A 19,684-nucleotide genomic window follows, 5' to 3' on the forward strand; every position below is an offset into this window, starting at 1 on the left:
ATTGATCTTCCAGAACAAGCTAACCTTGAAACAGCAAGATCTGTTTACAACAATGGTGTATTGGAAATATCCTTTGATAAAAAGAAGGATGAGAAACCAGCAGGTAAAGAGATAAAGGTAGAGTAGTAGTTTAATCTATTCTATCGATATTTTTATTTTTTTTTAGTTTCTTAATGATACTTACAACTTAAGATTTCAAATTGTTTGGATGTTATTGTAGACTATACCAATATGGATAGTATTTGTAAAATAACTACAAATTATTTTCATTTAATGGCAAAGATAACTTTAATCTGTGCTCATTGATTGTTTAATGTAATCTGTAGATTCTCGAATATATTTGTGGTTTCTACCAAAATAGATCTTTTTACTATCATGTATTCTGCTTCTCACTAAGATCTAGATATCGACTCTTTTTATCCTTGAATCATTCCTACATTTGAAGATGCTTGCGAATTAATGAAATCTGAACTAGTACACTATTAGGACATATCTATAGATCTATCTAAATAGAATTATTTTTATCCAAAAATTGAGTTCTAAATTTGATTAACATGCCATCTTACACGCAATCTTAAGTATAATTTGATAAGCCAGAATCAATTGAACAGCCTTGGCATGGCTCAAATATAAATGCAAGGGCATATTTTTAATGATTATTATTTAGGATGATGAGAAGAGTTTTATTTATCGTCTAGTTGTCATCTCCATCATCTCCATCATCTCCATCATCTCCATCATCTCCATCATCTCCATCATCTCCATCATCTCCATCATCTCCATCATCTCCATCATCTCCATCATCTCCATCATCTCCATCATCTCCATCATCTCCTATTTCACCACCTGTAACTTTCATAAAATATCCAAAAGAATGTTCATCCTGCCATTTTAAAGTAAAGTCATAGCTGGTAGCATTGCTCTTAATCGCTTCATCTGTTATTTGTAAGGTAAAATCGGAGATATCGCCTGAACTTATAGAACTAGGACTAGTGCCGTCTGATTCATGACCTATAACTTTTCCATCATCATCATAAAAGATCGCGGATACTTCTACATATTTTGCAGTGGATGTTCCGTTATTCAAAATTGTACCAACAATTTCATCAGCAAATGCGTTAATATTGTAATTTTGACTTAATAATACTATGTCATACTTGTTCTTGTTTCCCTGACCGAAGACATCGTAATAAAGAGTTGACTCCAAAATTAATATGCTTGTCATTATAAATATTAGGCCGAAGGTTTTGCTCCTTGACAGTGCTCTCATCATGGTTAATAACAATGATGATATACAAAAAACTTTTATCGTGAATTTTTTGTTCTTAAACAATACTTGATACAAACATATATAAAAATCACAATTACTTTGTAACTACCATTGCATAGATTAGTTTAATTTATTACTATACAAAAACAATAGAGGAAATTTGCGGGTCTACAATTCTTAAATATATTAGATTGGTGACCTGACATTCTAATAGTTTAGATATTCCCTTATGAAATCGTTAGTCTTTGAAATGGCCATAGTCGATTCAGGTGTTTTATATAAAGTCGTTTGAAATACATGTGGCATGCCTTCATAGATATCCAATTTTACTGGGATATCAGCTTGGTCTAACGCCTGATACAGTCTAACAGAGTCACTAAGCAAAATTTCTTTAGTTCCTACTTGAATTAATGTTGGTGGGAATCCTTTACTAAAGTCTCCATAGACTGGAGACACGTAGGGATTCTTTTGATCCGTAACATTCGCATAGGCTTCTCCCATATTTTTTAACATTGATTCGGGAATAAATACGTCCGCCGACTTTAGAGTTGAGTAGGTATCACCGGATCTAGAAACGTCAGTCCATGGGGACCACAGCACAAGCACAGCAGGCATTCCAATGCCTTCGTCGCGCATTTTTAGAACCGAACTTGCTACTAGTCCTCCTCCGGCAGAATCTCCATACATCGCCATGTTCTTAAGCGAATAACCTTGATCCTTTAAGCTTTTTATCACTGATACAACTTCCGTTGTTGTGTCATTCCATTTTGAAAACGGAGCCAGAGTGTAATCTACGGAAATAATTCTAAGCCCAGTCACATTTGCCATTGTTACAGAATTTGTTAATGTAGAGTTTGCTCCAAGAATTGTATATCCGCCCCCATGGACATATATTATAATCTCATCATTATTAATCCAGTTTTTTGGTTTGATGTCAAGCACCTTTACATTCCCGATTTTGGTTGAAGTTATATTAGCTCCAAAACTATCTACAAGGGCTTTTGATTGAGCTATTGACATAGAAGAAATCCTTTTGTTCAGTTCTTCCCAACCAATCAGATCATTTGGTTTCGGGAAAACAAAATCTGGCATTTGTGATGTAATATTTATCAGAGCGTTTTGCGACTCTTTTGATATTGTTGTAGGTATAGTTGCCGTTGATTTGATATTATTTTTCTCCTGACCAAAAACAGTATTCTGTTGGTGACTGTTTATAAATCCACTGTAAAAAAGTAGAATGAAAGCAAAACAAAATACTGTTGTTACCGATGTTAATCTATTCAATTCTGGACTTGGTATTAGGAGATTTCGCTCAGCTTACTGAAATTGCCAAACGAAACTATTGAACCTGGTGTGATAAGTTTCAAGAATTTTTCATACATTTCGTCACCGCTCCTATCACCTTCCATTGATTTAATGAATTCTTGGACGTGTTTTTCATCTCTATAAGATTGAATTTCTATCCAAACCTCTTCATCTTCACCTGCCGAAATTGTTTTAGCAAAGTTGACAAAATCCATCATGTTCTCTTTGCTATTGAGTATAAAGACTTCAAATTTTAAAATTCCATGTTTGATGAAAAAATCATGCGAATGTCTGTTGATTTTTACTAACTCATCATGATTTTCCTTTGGAGCTCTATATAAGAAAATTCCGACTTGACCTACACTTTGATTTGAATTTTTTTCTAAATCCAGATTATTCATTGCATTTAAATCGTGTCTATATGATAAAAATAGTAAAGTGAAAAATTGTATAGTTAATCGGGATTTAAATTAATGCTATCTCTTAAGAGAATTTACCATTGAGTATCAAATTAATTTGACTTTTCAAGGATATTTTTTAGGGATGTCTTTAGCGTCTTTGTTGGTAATCAATATCGCCAAGTTTGCGAAATGTTGTATAATATTTGTGGAATCATTATAAAGCTACCTAGCCCCTAATATACAGAATTAGTCAAAGGAAACTGGGATTGAACATAAAACGATCTTATGGAAACCAAAATTTAAGATTGTGTATTCTTGTTAATGTGTTTAATAACACTAGTCCAATTTTATTGTCTAATAAAAACATACAAGTTTACTGCTGATCAACAAAGACAATAATAGGTTCTATTAACAAGTCGTATGAGTGGTATCTTAAATATTACTTAATGATTCTTCTAATTGTTTATTGGCTTGGCATATTTTTTAATTAAAATAGGGAGAAACGTTGCTCACCACATTAATTTCAGTCTTAATAGTAATATCTTTGCTATCGAATATTCTTTTAGATATGACTCTAGTCTCGGCTGACACTTTAGTCACAAGCGTACAAGTTGGAAAAACTCCTTTGATATTCAAATATGATCCTGAAAATGGAAAGGTTGATGTAATATCTCGTGATTCCAACGTCCTTAATCCATCTGTATCTCCATGGGGCTGTATCCCTGAAACAACTCCGGGCTGCATAGATATGACCAATACATCTAGCACCTATCTCAGCATCGCAATTGGCGCTGTAGTAGGTGCATTGATCAGTTGGTTCGTATACGCTTTGCAAAAAAGGTCTACTCTCAAACAAGACGAAAACCTCCAGAGACTGAAAGAGTTAGATGAGAGACATGACAATATCTTAAAACTTATACAGCATTTTCAAAATCATCAAGAAAAACTACTTGAACAAATCCTTGGTATTGAGAAAAAAATTGACTTCTTAATAGAAAGGAAAAATAAACCTAGATAATATTCTTGGTGAGCTACGTAATTACAGATACTTGCCAATGTAAATACAAAATAACTGTCAATGTATTGATTAAGAAGATTTGAATCTCTTTAACCTTATGTACACAAGAGTAATAATGCTCGAAGAACCACCGGTGTCAAAAAATTACTACAAGGTATTTGCTAAATTCTTCTTACTGGATAGGTCAACAATCTTAGTAAATTAAATCGTTTGTGTAGATTTTGAAATATTTATTGTATATTTTTCACCGAGTCTTATCTGATAAGTTGTAATCTGCCTAGCTCATATTCAAAGCCGGCCTAGAGATGATCATAATCAATCTTGCTTTTAAATAAACGATGCAAATTCAGTAAATTGGGTTAACCTCCAATTTCGAAATCTTTTAAAAATCTTTAGCAATTTTAGTATTGCGAATTTTTCTTGTATTTTGTTTTTGATATTTCAAATTCATTTAGAAATGCTCTTATGGTTTCATCTCCAAGTATACAAAATTCTACCATCTGAATATTTTTGGACGAGTCATCAATTTTTTCTAAAAAGCAAATCGTTTCATTTACTAATATTTTAGCACACCTGTCTTTTGGAAATCCAAATATTCCCGAACTAATTGCTGGAACGGATATTGATTTAAAGCTGTATTGCAAACCAATTTCAAGACAGCCATTGATTGCTTTCCGCAGTTTTTCATCTTCATTTCCTTCACCCATTCGTGGACCAACAGTATGTATTACAGCCTTACAAGGTAGGTTCCCACCAGTAGTTATTACTGATGTACCAACTGGAACAAAACCTATCTCATTACTTTCTTTTTGGATCAATTTACCTCCTTTCCTTACTATCGCACCAGCCACACCTCCTCCATGTTGTAAGTACGAATTTGCAGGATTGACTATGGCATCGACATTTCTTTCTGTAATATCTCCATCTACCAAAGTTAATAAGCGGTTTTGTTTAATTTTTATTCTATCTAGTAACATAATCAATTAAATTTCTCAAGAGTATACATCTATTTATTTTAATTAACCTTAAAAAAGTCATGATTGTATGCAAATCTGTATTTGTTTTGTTTGCATATTTATTTTCCCATATTTGAAATTTCATATAATTGATTAATATGTTTGAAGAGAAATGGTGATTAGTAGATGTAAATAGCTCAATTGTTAAAGTTAACCGCACAAAAAAAGTAAAATTGCTGTCTTGATTAAGAATGAATAGCAAGATTATGCTTTATTTACAATTGATATTTGCCACTAGTCTAAACAACCATTGTTTAACTCCAAGTCCATATCAATCTGTTTAGAAAATTTTTTTCACATTAATCGCCTTTTTTATGGATTTATTATCCATATATTTAAGAATTACAAATTATTTTTTGTGTAGTTTATTGAGTAGTAAACCCTTGGACACATCAAAGTCAAATGCCAGACTATTCGCTCTATTAGTCGATAAAATCACGTAATTGAAATTTTTTATATATGTATCAACCGACGATACGAGACCAATACCAGTCGTATCCGCAATTTCCAATATTGCACTTGATGCTGCTTCTTGTAGGCGATTCATATCTTGGTTTTAAAAGAACTAAACGAGATATTATTTAAAAATGCCAACTATGAGAATGACAAACACTATTGGTATAAAAATTGTGCCAATATAGATTGTTCATTGTGATACAAGCCTTTCAAATTGTATCTATATGTGAGAAACTAAGAAATTTAAAAATCATGACATGTGGATGATTTGTGTTATTTCCTAAGATGAGATGCAATAAAGAGAAACATTAGAACATTTATGTTTAGATTGTAATCTCAACTTGACTCTAACTATATATAAAATTACTTTATTGTTGTTGATGAATTTTTATCTCATTTTTTGTGCTTGCACTAAACATCCCTTTGATCTTATCTCTCATTCCTTCTGGAACTTCATAATAAACTACTATTTGCAGGGAGTTGTTTTGGAGGATGTGCGATTGGGAGCCATGAGTTTTTCCTCTAAATTCTTTTATTAAATCAGACAACACTTCATATTGTTTTATGATCGTATCTGCTGAACCGTGTAGTATCTCCATGGAGTTATCTACTGGTTGTTTGATGTTTGAGTTGTGCCATGCTTTTTTATAGCCATGATTATATTTGTTATATTGATTATTCATTTGTTCGTTTTTATATGGGGTAAACTTTGATGAGGGATTGTTACTGACTGCCGTATTTAATGGTTTATGACCAATAGTTGATCGATTAGGACAAAAGTGTTTTTTCATTGTGTTTACTTCCAAGTATTCGCTATTTACTGAATTCCAGTAAATTTTGGTGTTACAACCATATGCACAATATTTTGAATTGATATTAGATGCCTCCAATGAATTTATTAATATAATTACAATTAATCACTAATAAATTTTACGCTGTGTAACAGTGGGTAGTATGGTGAGAGATCGCAATAATGAGAAACATGTATGAAATTGCTACACCAAATTATAAAAAATTGAGTCTCGATCAGATCTTATCATAAATAGAGAAGTTAGGCTTTAAGTACAAAAATTTTTAGTCTACTACACTATCTGTTATTTTTTGGGAGTTAGACTAATTGTTACTTCTCGAATTAAAGAAAAACCTGTAATTGAATTTTGCTTCTTTATTATTGCTTCCTGTATGAGATGCAAAACTGAAAGACAACTTAAGGATTTGTTTGTTTCTAGATGTTAAAATTAGATTGTCAATCTTGAATTTTCATTACATGAAGATATTCATAGATTTTTGTGAATTCTTGTTTTATTTGAATTATTATTGTTATTGTTGCAAGATGTTGCAACGATTTGATAAATTTTGACCGAAGTGCCTCACGTATTCCAGTTTGGTTATGGGTAATATCGCAAAAAAATATTTGTCTGTCACCTTTTCTTATTCTAAACATATTTTATTTTTCTCCAAAAACCAAACTCGATGCTATTATTGTTGATATGAAAATTGCAAACTATGTCATTGTAAGAACAGTTAATGAAATACCTAATACTATACTAACAAAAAATCATCTCTACTACAATGATAATAGTTCGTAATATTGGAAATGAAATATGCCAGAAAGGTTTGAACGTCGGATAGATGTATCACATAAACCATTCATACTTTTCTGATCCATTTTATTGTTGTCTTGTCCAAAGTGTAAATTTGATGAGCTGAAATTAACAGTCGTGATATACTGTTAAGAATTCATTGGATGGTGGATTAATTGATGCCGATTAATTTATAGAAAATATGCCAAGTCAGATGAATAACATTTAATTTTAATTAGAGACATTGGAAAATTGGAAATACGATTAAAATACTAGAATCTTTAGGATTGCAAATTATTGGCTGCTGCTTGCTCAATCAATATTTTGTCTTCCTAATGGAAACTAAGAACTGGTGTATTCCATAGGGAAAGGTCGTGATATCTAATATATTGAAACTGTAACAAGGACTAGCAAATCAATCACTGCATTTAAAAAAACCTTAATCCTCTGATATGATAAATTGTTCTTTGAAGGAGAATTTCCTACAAAGGACATGCGAATAATATGTATAATATGACTTAAATTTCAAGTTTCTGTTATCCTGAATGTGGAAACATTACAATGATTTGATTATTTGGCAAAATAAGATAACAAGAAATTAATTAAAAATGGTAAAAATATACTCTTTTGAGGATACTAATCACTTGATAATATTTATTTCCACTTAGTTTCTCTTAAATATAATATACTACTTGATGTTTTAGCGTATAAATTAAACCTATATTTTTTATTTGTATTAAATGATGATACAATTATCTACCAAATTTTATTCCTATCCATATAATAATATGTATGACATCTTTCGAATCTGTTGTGTATGTAATCCAATAACAAAATATGGGGTGGAAAAAGGAAGTTTAACTCCTCTTTCATACCTACCTGACAAAATTTAACTATTTTAAAGAATCAATAAAATATTTATAATTTGTAGATTAAATTAGGCTGTATTAATTAACAAATTCGATATATTCAAATACAAAAAATATGTTATTATATAAATGAGCTCTACAGAAGAATTAGAAAAAAAATTCTTAGAATTTGATAGTTTAATGAAAACCTGTCTTCCCAAGGTAGATACTTCACTAATTTTAGACATTCTTCACCGTATGGCTGAAGATAAGAATCCTATGTATACCTTGGAAATCTTCTTGGATAAAAAACCAGATATCGAAGAGTTAAGAAATAGGATATCAAATGACTTGGAAGTTATGCCTGCATTTTATGACGGGGGAACACATGTAGTAATTGCTCACAGAATAGATCTTAAAATGCTTGAATACTTTTCCTCAGATGAGAATGTTCACAGAATTCGAGGAACATTTACAGGACATGGGCAAGGTGCATCAATTGGTCCGGTATTTGAAAGAGATGATCCTGAAGAGACATGGGCTGATTATGATAAGGTACATTCTCAAACTCTTGCGACGTAATTCTATGAGTTAACTTGCTCTAATGGGGGATAATAAGAGAATCTCTAATGCCATACCTTTGAGGTCAATCTTATTATTTCAGCATTCAAAGGACAAATTTGTTTTTTTAATTTAGCAATTCATTTTCAAATCTTTTAAAATCAAAAATTATCGTTACATTTTTACAGATAATTATAAATTTATGGAAAATTGAATTATTACAATTTACTATTAATATCATACCAACTCCATAATAGCATATCTAGTCGACTTGATCCAAATGTCTTTTGAATACGATCTATCTTCAATTGCATGTCCAAAATGTCAAAAAAAAGACGATAATTTAGAGGTGATGAGACTGCATATTTTCACAGCGGATGAAAGCAATAGACTACCTTACTACGATATCGAGTGCCGGTGTTGTCATGAGATATTTCCAATAAACACTGCTATGTGTCTTAAAGAAGTGCAGTAGAATAAGGGTAAGTCATAATAAATTCCCTTACTAATTTTACCAAATAAATACATTAATGGCATAAAATAAATATTGTCTTTGTCGCGCATATTATTTTACCTACAAAATCCAAATGTTATAAAGTATTATAGATGAGTAGTAAAAGAAATTTCATTTATCACATTATATCAGATACATCATACTCGAGAAAAAAAACATTTGTTACATAGTTACCAATTCACAAGGTAATATATTTATTATATTCAATTTAATTATTAATTCATTATAGTAGTACGAAACGACAGATTTGTATATTGATCTTAGCTCTCTAAGTAGGATAATCAGGTCAGTTCTTGAGGTTTATATAACCTAAGAAGGTATTTAATGATATAAAGGCAAGATTTTCGGTGACATTGACTTTAATTTGAAATTATTCATCTACCTTAATTTTGCAATCCTGATATTGTAATAATATCTTTCTTTTCTATGCCTTTTTTGGTATTTAAAACTAGTTTTGAGTTTTCACAAATGGATCAATTTTTTGCTCATCTGAGTATACATAATTTTTATTATCTCCATCTCCGCTATAATGAGCATGTTTAATGTGATCTTTTAATTCTGTAATATTGCGTGCTGTTAACCCACAGATGTCACATTTATTTTCACTTGGATTTTTGATCGTCGAGTTATCTTTAGGTAAAGGATCTCGGACTGGTGGTAGTTCGGAACCTGGATCTGAACCCATGGAAACCATAAAGTGATCAAGATATTAAATCTTTATTGAATATGGTACCCTTTATAACAAATAAATTTTTGAATTAAGGTTCATTATTACCCTACATGTTATAAAATAATTAACATGATAAAAATTAATGATTTACAATGAATCATACTCTAACTTCAAATTATGATCCTTTAAAATATATCCCATTCCACAGTCTTGGCACCATGTTGAAATAGTTCTTTATGTAACAACTTGATTGAAATAAACAAAGCTCGGTGATATACTACAGTACAAATTATATTTGGTATTTTAATCGGGAAAGTCTGGTCAAACTACACAAAAGGAATGAAGTATCTCGATGTATTACTATTCACTAAAATGATTATTATTATTATTATTATTGGGAGGGCCAAAAAATATTGATATATTTTCTCCTTTCAGCGTTACCATTAATGGCGCTCTGCTCAAGTGATCTACTTTCATTGCCATAGTCTTTGTGTCATTCCTTATTGTTGTGGTATTTTTATCATCTGAGAATGTAATAGAGTGCGAGTTATTGGTTTCATTTAATTGTTCGTATGATCTATTTGCATTTGAGGTTTCATTCATACCATTCTTACTTAATATCGAGAAACTTGTTTCATCTAGAAATGGATTATATGAATGTGTAAAGGTTAATTTATCTAACGGACTCTGCCGAGTGTTATTAGATAATCCCCTATTAATCAATACTGACAGTTGAGCATTAACTGTTGTTGATGAAACAATCAAAAATGTCAAAATCATTGCTAGAATCGTTAAATTAAATTTATTTCTATCGAGTTTTGCATTCAACTTCCAAACCTTCAAGTTCATCGTGAGGTACAAAAGTGAATTAACATATGTTAAATACTGTTATTATTTTCTTAAAGAAATTTTCTAATTATAAAAATTGTTTTTTGATAATTTCTGTTCCAATAGTATTTTAAACGAAATTTAAAAAATTTAAGTTGTTTTTGTTTTCTTTTCCTAATGATGATGAACCTAGTAGTATCACATTGACCGTGCTTGAATGCATTGGGTCAAAGTCTCTTTTTACTTTTTAATAAGACTTAAAGACTGAGAAATCTGTATTGGCATTCTTTTTGCAATTCTAAATCGCTTTTCTGTACTCTCCGCCATATGGCTAATAGTTTTTGAAATCGAATACCCTGCAACAATTGGAGAAAAAACTATTCATTGTTTGAAGTATAGTTATTCTAATTTTTTGTATCCTTGTTTCAAATACGAGGTGTCTGCATGAAAGTCATTAATTCCTTTAACTGTGCTTTACTAAATTCGTAGTCACTAAAATGGTAAACATTTTTTCTAGTAAATAAAATAGGGAACTTACAACATATGCCAAATCCTTATTAAATTACTTAAATCACTTGTCATTCTAACTCTGATTAAAACACTAAGAAAAACATTTCATTATCTTTAGGCATAAAAATATAGAATTAATAAAAAGGAAATAAAAGTTAGAAGACCTTTTACATAGTAAATGGAACCCTATCTAAAATGTATTCACAGTTATTATTATAGTTAAAATATTTTGTTAGAATAAAATGTTAGATGGTTATATCAAATCTAAGATGGATGGGATTTTTAAATTTGAAAGAACAAATTCCAAATTCAATTTTAGAGGAAATCCAAATTGATATATAATAGGATAAAAATACCATGCTCTGTGAATTAATACTGAATCATTCGTTTCCTTTATTTTATCCGAATATAGATGATACAATACTTCGGATTTTTTCTACCAATGTAATACCTGATGAAAATCTATTAACCTACGTTTTTTTTATTCTAATTTTAGGGATATTAGCCGGGTTTATTTTTATGGTATTTCTTAAGAACAAGCGATTGAAGGATGATCTAGATGAGAAATCCCGTGACTTGCAAGAAGCCTTTGAAATTATGAATGAAAATAATAAGCAGTTGCAAACGGCAAATAAGGAATTAATTAAAAAAAATATCCAACAAAAGGAATTTATCAATACCGCAGCTCATGAACTGAGAACACCTACCCAGGCAATAACAGGCTATATAGAACTAATTGATGAACTTCTTAAAGAGGTTTTGAGTGAAAAAGTGGTGATTGTACTAAGAGAAGAGGGCAAAGAGAAAAATGCATTGCAACTTTCAAAATATCATGAACTTGTTTTGAGAAATGCCACTCGACTAAGTGATCTGATAAATGACTTACTTGATGTCGCCAGAATTGATATATCGGGAGATAACATTAGATTAAATGAGGAAAATGTCGATTTAATAAAAGAAATTAATGATTTTCTTATTGATTTTAGAACATCCAGAAAAAAAAGTGGTAAGGATTATGGTATTAGAATAAACTTTGATACCGCGCTAGTCTCCGATGAGCCACTGTCGGTAAGAATAGATAGACTGCGATTTGGTCAGATTTTAAACAACATACTTAGCAATGCCATTAAATATTCAGATGAAAACAGTACGATAACAATTTCTATCGCAAAACTTGTTGATCATCCTGGTAGTGATCAATATTTCGGAGACAAAAACAAAAATATGGTAGTTTTGCGGGTTAAAGATGAAGGTAAGGGTATATTTCCAGATATTCTGCCAAAAATTTTTGACAGATTTGTTACTAACTCAGAATCGGGTACCGGATTAGGATTGTACATTACAAAGAAAATAATTGAGGCACATGGGGGTAGTATTTGGTGTTATAACAATAGGGATGGAAAGGGCAGTACATTTGAATTTATTATACCTTTATCAGAATAATATTCAATCACTTTTAATATTCCTTTGGAAAATCGACTTACATTTTAAAGAATAGATGAAATATTGACTGTTTGATACAAGGTTGATCTTTTTCCTGTCATACTGCGTTGAATTTAAAATATTGTTATTGTGTTTACCTCGATTCTGGATTAACCGGCTGTCTTCCCTTCGATATAGAGTTTCTTTAGTCTTAAAAGATTATCAGCAAAATTAGATTGAAAAGATTCGGTTATATTGTTTTTAATTTTTAACTTTTTACTTAAAGTTTTTATTATCTTTCTTTCTACTATTCTGCTTCCTCCGTTAATCGCATCTTCTAATACTTCATGAAACACCGCCGGGTTATCTACCGTCTCTTCTAGTTGAATGGAATGTTTTTCTTCCAAGTAATTGATTACTACTCCTGAAACTTGTTTCCCGAGAATTTCAATAGATTCTATTATTGCCTCATGATATCTATCTTTAAAAGATGTATAGAGTTCCTCTGAGTTAGTGACATTATTGTTTGAAGAATCATGTTTGGTTTTGGTTGTCGAACGATTGTCATGGACTTTCACTAAGTTTTCACTGTTGAATAACGAATTGATATCCTTTTGGTACCCGTTATCTTGATTATTTTCACCATTATTATACAAATACTAACACCGTACAGTCTGCATTAAGACCAAAGTAGTTCTGATAATAAAGTAGTTTATCTAATTTGAATTGATTTTCAATGTATTTTGTACAATTCAAATTCGATTTATTTATATTTTTCAATTTATTATCATCCTCGTCCTTTACTCAATGGTTGCTCTTCGTGGGGTCTTAACACTTCGATACCTTGATGTGTTATTATATTAAATTCTAGGACTGAATTATCATGATGTGTTGATCGCATTTTGAGGATTAACAATGATCTTTTGATGACTCTATTAATTTCCTCAAATTTCAATAATATAATATTTTGCACTATTGAGGATATCTTTCTATTTGAGATATCATAATCTGTTAGTGGTGTAGTCAAGAATGTAAATATTGCGGTTATTTCATATATTTGACACAAATTTACAAGCCTCTTTACCAGAAAATAGATATCATCTGGATACAGAGACTCTAAGGATGAAATGCTGTCTATAACCATTCTAGTTGGTTTTATTTTTTCAATGTCTTGGTTTATGGTTTTGATAAAACTGTCTATATTTATTTCCTCTGGATATATATTACGTAAAAATATTTTTCCTTTCTTTTCATTATCTGTCACATTGTAATGGAATCGATTTGCATTATTTCGAATTTCCTTTATTGACTCCTCGAGTGAATAAAATATTCCAATATCATTACTATGTTCTGCTCCGTTTACTATGAATTCCATACCCATGGTTGTTTTACCAATACCTGATGGACCCAACAGTGCAGTTACTGTTCCTTTAAGTAAACCTTCACCTATTTTTTTATCTAATCCATTAATTCCTGTTGATACTCTTGATGTTGATACGGGATAGTGAAAACTTAGGGGTTGCTTTTCATATACTATCGTCCCTTTATTCCCTATAACACATGTATGGGATTCCCTGTTTATTGATGTGCCTCTCATCTTTATTACCCTCAAAGTAATTGGAATTGTGTTAGAAATTCCATATTCTAGTTTTATTATGCCATCAACAACAAATTCCTCAATACCTGATCCAATTGAGTTACTTCCAATAGGAACTTCTGATATCATCATGGAAGTTATATCCTCTGTTCTAAATATTTTTCCGAGGATCACATGGAGTGCGATTCGAGCCTCGTTTATTTCTCCAAATGATTGAAAAATGGTAGACAAGGAATCTATAACTATTCTTTTTGCATTTAAGGACCGGGCTGACAATAGTATTTCTTCTAATGCTTCTTCAATACCTTCTTTGTTGACTGCTGTAAAATCTAAGAAGAGAAATTTTTGAGATTTCTCGTAACTATCAAAATTCATTTCTAATCTGGCTGCATTAGTCAAAAACTGAGCCTTGGATTCACTAAAAGAAACATAGATGCCATTTTCATTGTTTTCTAAACCATTAAGTAGAAAATGAGATGTTAATACTGTTTTTCCAGTTCCTGGATTTCCTGCTATCAAAACATTAAATCCTTTTGGAATACCTCCTTCAATTAAAGGATCTAGACCCAAAATGCCAGTAGAAATTCTTGATAATGACATTTTTTCGATATTTTCAATACCATTATGTTCGAATAAATAGTTTGGGGGGAACTGATGAGATGGAATTACTCGAGGATGTTAAAGTTGAGATATTCTTTTATGATTCAATTATTGTTTATAATTAAAATTTTTCAAGCACATTATCAAGTATTTCTAATTAAATACTAATATGCAAAATCTACCGTATATAAAAAGCTGCTTTAACCTCTTTTATCTTTCTAATAATTTTTTATCTGTAAATCCTGACGATAACACATCATAAATTAAACCCTGTCGCCCGGTGAGTATGTTTTCACTTACTATATTATCAGTATTTTGGCATAACTTTTTTCAAATAGTAATTGTCTTGGAATACCGTCAGGTGGGTTTTAGTAACACACAAACAACCCATTCACTTCGGCTAGAACTAGCACCTTGACTCGGTTGTGCCTTTTGGGCCATTGTAGTATAATGATAAATAACAGGTCGTCTTAATTCCTTCCGATCCTCTTGAATTTATTCTTCTAATTTGAGGCCAATTCATTTTCCACTTTAAATTACTCCATATCCCAAGCTTCTTTGTTAATTAATTGCATTTTTTTGCTGTGAATAGAAAATTTTTCATCATCTTGTAATTGTCATGATTCTTTTTATTCAATCTTCATATTTTAGTTCTGTTTCAATTTCATCCGTTTCAAATAATCTCTTTATCGCCGTGACTAAATATGGAGACACTCAATTTTTAGTACGATAATTCAAAACCTTGAATGGGATTGAGGAAATTAATGGTAATAATGGTAACATGTGGGGATTAACAGTTACTGAAAAGGATGATTAAAACTTATGAGCAAATAAATCTTGTCATTTGTTATTATTGCTGAACATCCTTTTATGGCTACTTTTTGATGATGAAATTCCATCTTTTTGGAGATAGGGGGGGGGTCATTCAAATCTGGTTCATATCTTAGCAAGTTGGTGTTAAGTTTAACCTGAAAAAAGATATTGTGTTCTAAAAAGTTAAGCAGTTTGGGATTCTGTTATTACTATCTCCTTATCGATTGTGAAAGTATTTCCAGAATTTTCATCATGTATTGTATAAGTAATTGTATAATTGCCCGGTGGAAATGGACTTGTCTGCGTTATTGTAAAAGGAATAAATATTTCTTTATTCTGGTGATGAGAAGTGATGTTATTCACTGAAATTCCTTTCTGCTCTGTTAGTATGTTGCCATTAGTATCTGAAATTGTAAAATCTGCATCAAAATTGATTGAATAAAGTGTTTTATTACTATTGTCTGTCATAGTTTCATAAGAAAAACCTTTTGGTTCGATATAAAGTAAAATGTCCTCGCCGGGTGCAAATAAATTATTAGTTCTTACGTTATAGATGCCGAATCCTTGGGACATTGAGGTAACAAATGTTTCCACTTCTGGGAAGAATGTTTCTTGCTGCTGCCTTGAAGTTGAATTCATTATCCCGTTTGGTATATTTTCAGACTTTGATGGGGTTGATGAAACAGTATCTTTTGCAGGGGGAATGGCTGGGATTTCAACTTGCAAGTTTTCAATCGCTTCTTCTTTTAATTCTTGACTTATCTTGCTTGTATTCATATTCAGAGATTTAATGATAAATTCACCAACTGGCAATAATTGGTTGAAAACATTGCTCGAAGTTATGAATACAATATCGGTTTGCACACCGTTAGGGGATATAGATACCATATTCAAGACATTTCTTTTAAGTTCCCCTTCTAACTGCTGACTAGACAACAAGAAACACGCTGTCGAATTATCTAAAGCGTTGATATTGCATTCAATGGGGAGTAGCTGATTGAAGTCATCAAATTGTTGATATTCTGAAATGTAAGAATCTAAAGCTGCTCTTGTGTTCGTGTAAAGCGGTTCGCTAATCATCAGTTCAACCCAAGCAAATGAATTATCTTGACTATTATATTGAAACATGTAGTCGATTGGAGCAAAAGCTTGATCACCCTTCATTTCGGTTAAATTCCAATTTGACGGTAATTGTATTGAGAATAATCCCCTTTTCTCCTCAAATGTATTCCATGTTACCTGTCCATAGGACAGGCTTGTGTTTGCAAGGTAGAACATAAATGACAACACTGAGGCAAAAAATATTATCTTAAATTTCATTATAGTACTTTAGATACTATGCATTTAAACATAATTATATTGCCTATCTGTTTTATTGAGATATCTTTAATCGAGAACTTAATCAAACAAGTTTAATTAATTAACAAATATTATGCCTGACTGCTTTGATATAGGGGATCAGTTAATTCTGGTTAATGATTTTGCTAAAAAATTTCTAAATCATTTCAGGCGCAAGTTGACCTGGATCTTGTCTATTGATAATTTGTACTCAAATTCCCAATCATTAAGAATGAATCAAAACTTAAATTTTCTAGTATGTTCAGTACATATTCCTAGTCTTGTTGTTCGTATTCTAAAAAATTAATCTTGTTGCTAAAAAATAATCTTTCAAGTTACTTGAATACTTGGTTATCGGATATACTCATTGGTTTGTCTGCCGATGGAGTTGATAAAAATTACTGTAAAAATAACTGTCCTTTAAATTGATGTTTTCCCACGCGAACTAAATATTTATATCCTGTTTGATACCTTTATCAAAGCCTCTGTCAAACCTAAACAGTTCTATTAATTAATCTGTCATATAGATATCTAAACCATCTGATTTCTGCATTATGCTATTTACATCTCGCTGAGCGATAGAGAATATGAAAATATGAAAATAATTCTTTATGCCGCAATATCATGTTAAAATAATAATCAAAATAAAAATGGCTCAATTTGTCAACTAAAGTCTGATCGATCGCTTCTTTGTGTTTTACTGATAATCCGGAAGCTAACCTTTGATTTCATATTGCTTAATAATACTCATTGGTAATAATGTCTATTTTGTTTTATATCTTGATTGAGTTTGCCCGACATTCAAAAAATTCAACTTATCTCAGGTAGATTTACATGTACATTGGTAATAAAGGTAATGGATATTGAATTGAATGAAAGATTGCGAGCACCATTTACTGCGGTCAGAAAACCATTCTTAGTTTTAACACCTGTAGTACTTTTAAAGAGAAATATGAATTCTAGAATTGACAGTAGTACAAAACATGATATTTTATATCTTCACAATTCAAATCTAGGTTGTACAATGATCTTGGCCGCATATCTATTACTTTGCTTCATGGTTTTTTTTGACTCGATATTACGAATAGCTTTATTCAAAAATTCTTTAGAATCTGTTAAAAAAGACTGCTGTGGCATAACCGTCTTTCTTCATCAATAAATTGGTTCAGAGATGTCAAATCTAAATAACAGATTCGGATTTAAAATCAATTTTGTAATAGCAACCGTGTCCCTGATTGGTTTTTTGATGATTGTTGGGCCGATTCAAAATGCAAATTCTCAAAGTGCTGATACCATTGCGAATCATGCTGTTGTCGATAACCGGGGCATCACAAATAAAGTTTCTAATAATTCTTCAGTAATTGAAGGTGTAACTGTCAGGATCGTCCCAGGGGCAACTTTATTGACTGATACTGCCTATAATCCCAATCCAATTAAAATCATGAGGGGACAAACTGTGTTATGGCTCAATGAAGACTCTGGATTTCATACTGTAACCTCTGGAGGAGTAAATGATCCTAATTCGGGAATCTTGTTTGATTCAGGACTGACTGGCCCAACAATGCTAAGCAGCAAGGGTAAAACTTTTTCATATCAATTTAATGTACCTGGTGAATTTCCTTACTATTGTATACTACATCCCGGGATGGTAGGCACTGTAACCGTAACCTGAAATGCTTGTTTTTTCTCGACTGGATTACTATCTTATAACGAAGTATCCAAAACAAGTATCTAGTATTGCTTCTTATTATTACACTATCGAATTCAATAGTATTGGATGGGGGATTATTTTTTTATTTATTCGATTTAATGTGGAAGTGTATGTGGTAAATGACTACCTCCATTCCAAAAATACAGATGGGTTGAATTTGTTTTTAAATATCTTTATTTCAGGATAGAACCATAAATTGATTGATTACCAAAGTGATTCTCAATCTTATTGGGATTGAAATATAGAGACATATTATTTCCTTTGAGGTTTATCTCGGTTGGCACATCAGATACAAAGCCTCCTTGCATTGTTATTAGGGTCCTGCCATGTATTATTTCGGAATGTTTGTCATGAATAGGTGCCATAGTGATAACCAAGTTATTAACTTTATGTGAATGCAGCTCGGAGCCGTTTGCTCTTTTCATGTCAATAGTTGCATTAAAGGTTAGGATCAGAGAATTCAACTCTTTTAACGTCCAATTTCCTGAATTAAGCCATACTATATCTCCTGAGGGATCTGTTTGAATAGAATTAAAAACGCCTAGTCTAGTTAGATTTGATTGTTGAGCACTGCCTGCAGATATGCTATTACTCAAGAGGACTAGGACCAAAAAAATTCCACCAATCGCTCCAGTTAGCTCGGAGTTTTCTATAGGACATGATCTCAACGAAAAGAAATACATGATATAACAACTTTACTATTGTAACATGGATTAAATACAATTATGTTATCGATATGGAGAAGTTAATATTTTGAGCATAAAAGTGATTGAAATTTAGTTAATCACACTTACCACCTTTTGAGAGGTTGGTAACAGTTTGTGCTTAATTATCAAGATAATGCTTGAAGATGCCCTATTTCCATATGGTTGTCAAAAGAAACAAAGAACATCTTCATTAGATATCGACCGTGCATTGTATTTGTATTTTCTTGGCTTCTCGACTAGATGTGTTGTCAAAGCATTGTTATTCTTACATAATGTTAAGAGAAGCCATGTTGCAATCTGGAAGTGGATTCAAAAAGGTCATTCCAAAAGCACATTCTCAAAGAAGAGAGGGAAAATTGATGAATTCATTGTTGATGAAAAATTAATTAAGATTGGTCCAGAATTAATATGGCTTTGGATTGCAATCAATTGAGCCAGAAAGTCATCAAATTCTAGCACTTTTTTGCCAAAGGAATAACTCAAGAAAGAAACATGTTTGTTGCCGAGAGGTTTCTG

At 31.4% G+C, this 19,684-nt stretch carries 19 protein-coding genes; 7 read left to right on the top strand and 12 right to left on the bottom strand.

Going from position 1 to position 19,684, the window contains the following annotated elements; translation table 11 throughout:
- Positions 1-126 (top strand): Hsp20 family protein, encoded by a 126-nt coding sequence (locus F1Z66_RS16460; RefSeq protein WP_149863226.1) that lies wholly within the window; start codon positions 1-3, stop codon positions 124-126.
- Between the two features lie 568 nt (positions 127-694).
- Here F1Z66_RS16460 and F1Z66_RS15860 read toward each other — a convergent pair.
- The 3 genes from F1Z66_RS15860 to F1Z66_RS08695 all read right to left on the bottom strand — a co-directional run bounded on the left by F1Z66_RS15860 (position 695) and on the right by F1Z66_RS08695 (position 2,976).
- Entirely contained in the window at positions 695-1,225 is a 531-nt protein-coding gene (locus F1Z66_RS15860) for an FxLYD domain-containing protein (RefSeq protein ID WP_195907514.1), read from the bottom strand.
- Between the two features lie 252 nt (positions 1,226-1,477).
- Positions 1,478-2,554 carry an alpha/beta hydrolase gene (locus F1Z66_RS08690; RefSeq protein ID WP_149863227.1) on the bottom strand — a complete coding sequence of 359 codons (1,077 nt, stop codon included), beginning with the start codon at positions 2,552-2,554 and terminating at the stop codon, positions 1,478-1,480.
- A 14-nt stretch (positions 2,555-2,568) separates the two neighbouring features.
- Positions 2,569-2,976: a DUF1428 family protein gene (locus F1Z66_RS08695; RefSeq protein WP_149863228.1), complete on the bottom strand. Its 408-nt coding sequence runs from the start codon at positions 2,974-2,976 to the stop codon at positions 2,569-2,571.
- 505 nt (positions 2,977-3,481) lie between these two features.
- Here F1Z66_RS08695 and F1Z66_RS08700 point away from each other — a divergent pair.
- Positions 3,482-3,994, top strand: coding sequence for a hypothetical protein (locus F1Z66_RS08700; RefSeq protein WP_149863229.1), 513 nt, complete (start codon positions 3,482-3,484; stop codon positions 3,992-3,994).
- Between the two features lie 401 nt (positions 3,995-4,395).
- On the opposite strand, the gene F1Z66_RS08705 is transcribed toward F1Z66_RS08700, so the two are convergent.
- The 3 genes from F1Z66_RS08705 to F1Z66_RS08715 form a co-directional block, all read right to left on the bottom strand.
- Entirely contained in the window at positions 4,396-4,971 is a 576-nt protein-coding gene (locus F1Z66_RS08705) for a macro domain-containing protein (protein WP_149863308.1), read from the bottom strand.
- Positions 4,972-5,359: 388 nt separating this feature from the next.
- Entirely contained in the window at positions 5,360-5,557 is a 198-nt protein-coding gene (locus F1Z66_RS08710) for a hypothetical protein (protein ID WP_149863230.1), read from the bottom strand.
- Positions 5,558-5,834: 277 nt separating this feature from the next.
- Positions 5,835-6,257: a hypothetical protein gene (locus tag F1Z66_RS08715; RefSeq protein ID WP_149863231.1), complete on the bottom strand. Its 423-nt coding sequence runs from the start codon at positions 6,255-6,257 to the stop codon at positions 5,835-5,837.
- A 1,790-nt stretch (positions 6,258-8,047) separates the two neighbouring features.
- Between F1Z66_RS08715 and F1Z66_RS08720 the strand changes: the two genes are divergently transcribed.
- On the top strand, positions 8,048-8,479 hold the full coding sequence (locus F1Z66_RS08720) for a hypothetical protein (RefSeq protein WP_149863232.1): 432 nt from the start codon (positions 8,048-8,050) through the stop codon (positions 8,477-8,479).
- Between the two features lie 941 nt (positions 8,480-9,420).
- Here F1Z66_RS08720 and F1Z66_RS08725 read toward each other — a convergent pair.
- Together F1Z66_RS08725 and F1Z66_RS08730 are read right to left on the bottom strand one after the other, a co-directional pair.
- Positions 9,421-9,657, bottom strand: coding sequence for a hypothetical protein (locus tag F1Z66_RS08725; protein WP_149863233.1), 237 nt, complete (start codon positions 9,655-9,657; stop codon positions 9,421-9,423).
- A 345-nt stretch (positions 9,658-10,002) separates the two neighbouring features.
- The gene (locus F1Z66_RS08730; protein WP_149863234.1) at positions 10,003-10,470 is read right to left on the bottom strand and encodes a hypothetical protein; all 468 of its coding nucleotides are present in this window, start codon (positions 10,468-10,470) and stop codon (positions 10,003-10,005) included.
- Between the two features lie 1,029 nt (positions 10,471-11,499).
- Between F1Z66_RS08730 and F1Z66_RS08735 the strand changes: the two genes are divergently transcribed.
- Complete coding sequence (locus F1Z66_RS08735) at positions 11,500-12,423, top strand: sensor histidine kinase (protein ID WP_159357572.1); 924 nt, start codon at positions 11,500-11,502, stop codon at positions 12,421-12,423.
- A gap of 149 nt (positions 12,424-12,572) precedes the next feature.
- Here the strand turns inward: F1Z66_RS08735 and F1Z66_RS08740 are convergent, their stop codons facing one another.
- From F1Z66_RS08740 to F1Z66_RS08750, 3 genes are all read right to left on the bottom strand, one after another.
- Positions 12,573-13,058: a hypothetical protein gene (locus tag F1Z66_RS08740; protein ID WP_149863236.1), complete on the bottom strand. Its 486-nt coding sequence runs from the start codon at positions 13,056-13,058 to the stop codon at positions 12,573-12,575.
- 131 nt (positions 13,059-13,189) lie between these two features.
- Positions 13,190-14,599, bottom strand: coding sequence for an ATPase domain-containing protein (locus F1Z66_RS08745; protein WP_149863237.1), 1,410 nt, complete (start codon positions 14,597-14,599; stop codon positions 13,190-13,192).
- Between the two features lie 996 nt (positions 14,600-15,595).
- The gene (locus F1Z66_RS08750; RefSeq protein WP_149863238.1) at positions 15,596-16,732 is read right to left on the bottom strand and encodes a hypothetical protein; all 1,137 of its coding nucleotides are present in this window, start codon (positions 16,730-16,732) and stop codon (positions 15,596-15,598) included.
- An 808-nt stretch (positions 16,733-17,540) separates the two neighbouring features.
- On the opposite strand from F1Z66_RS08750, the gene F1Z66_RS08755 reads away from it, so the two are divergent.
- On the top strand, positions 17,541-17,909 hold the full coding sequence (locus F1Z66_RS08755; protein WP_195907515.1) for a hypothetical protein: 369 nt from the start codon (positions 17,541-17,543) through the stop codon (positions 17,907-17,909).
- A 12-nt stretch (positions 17,910-17,921) separates the two neighbouring features.
- Positions 17,922-18,422, top strand: coding sequence for a cupredoxin domain-containing protein (locus tag F1Z66_RS08760; protein ID WP_201448618.1), 501 nt, complete (start codon positions 17,922-17,924; stop codon positions 18,420-18,422).
- Positions 18,423-18,634: 212 nt separating this feature from the next.
- Here the strand turns inward: F1Z66_RS08760 and F1Z66_RS08765 are convergent, their stop codons facing one another.
- A complete protein-coding gene (locus F1Z66_RS08765) occupies positions 18,635-19,144 on the bottom strand; it encodes a hypothetical protein (protein ID WP_149863240.1) in 510 nt (169 codons plus the stop codon).
- Positions 19,145-19,280: 136 nt separating this feature from the next.
- Between F1Z66_RS08765 and F1Z66_RS08770 the strand changes: the two genes are divergently transcribed.
- Positions 19,281-19,601 carry a hypothetical protein gene (locus F1Z66_RS08770; protein ID WP_149863241.1) on the top strand — a complete coding sequence of 107 codons (321 nt, stop codon included), beginning with the start codon at positions 19,281-19,283 and terminating at the stop codon, positions 19,599-19,601.
- Positions 19,602-19,684: the final 83 nt, after the last annotated feature.

It is taken from the genome of Candidatus Nitrosocosmicus agrestis (assembly GCF_008389435.1).
In the GTDB taxonomy this organism is placed as follows: Archaea; Thermoproteota; Nitrososphaeria; order Nitrososphaerales; family Nitrososphaeraceae; genus Nitrosocosmicus; species Nitrosocosmicus agrestis.

Bases quoted from the DNA above. Each gene is read 5' to 3' on its own strand.
- F1Z66_RS15860 (WP_195907514.1), bottom strand. From the start codon at position 1,225: ATGACAAGCATATTAATTTTGGAGTCAACTCTTTATTACGATGTCTTC.
- F1Z66_RS08695 (WP_149863228.1), bottom strand. From the start codon at position 2,976: ATGAATAATCTGGATTTAGAAAAAAATTCAAATCAAAGTGTAGGTCAA.
- F1Z66_RS08705 (WP_149863308.1), bottom strand. From the start codon at position 4,971: ATGTTACTAGATAGAATAAAAATTAAACAAAACCGCTTATTAACTTTG.
- F1Z66_RS08710 (WP_149863230.1), bottom strand. From the start codon at position 5,557: ATGAATCGCCTACAAGAAGCAGCATCAAGTGCAATATTGGAAATTGCG.
- F1Z66_RS08715 (WP_149863231.1), bottom strand. From the start codon at position 6,257: ATGAAAAAACACTTTTGTCCTAATCGATCAACTATTGGTCATAAACCA.
- F1Z66_RS08720 (WP_149863232.1), top strand. From the start codon at position 8,048: ATGAGCTCTACAGAAGAATTAGAAAAAAAATTCTTAGAATTTGATAGT.
- F1Z66_RS08725 (WP_149863233.1), bottom strand. From the start codon at position 9,657: ATGGGTTCAGATCCAGGTTCCGAACTACCACCAGTCCGAGATCCTTTA.
- F1Z66_RS08735 (WP_159357572.1), top strand. From the start codon at position 11,500: ATGGTATTTCTTAAGAACAAGCGATTGAAGGATGATCTAGATGAGAAA.
- F1Z66_RS08745 (WP_149863237.1), bottom strand. From the start codon at position 14,599: ATGTCATTATCAAGAATTTCTACTGGCATTTTGGGTCTAGATCCTTTA.
- F1Z66_RS08750 (WP_149863238.1), bottom strand. From the start codon at position 16,732: ATGAAATTTAAGATAATATTTTTTGCCTCAGTGTTGTCATTTATGTTC.
- F1Z66_RS08760 (WP_201448618.1), top strand. From the start codon at position 17,922: ATGTCAAATCTAAATAACAGATTCGGATTTAAAATCAATTTTGTAATA.
- F1Z66_RS08765 (WP_149863240.1), bottom strand. From the start codon at position 19,144: ATGTATTTCTTTTCGTTGAGATCATGTCCTATAGAAAACTCCGAGCTA.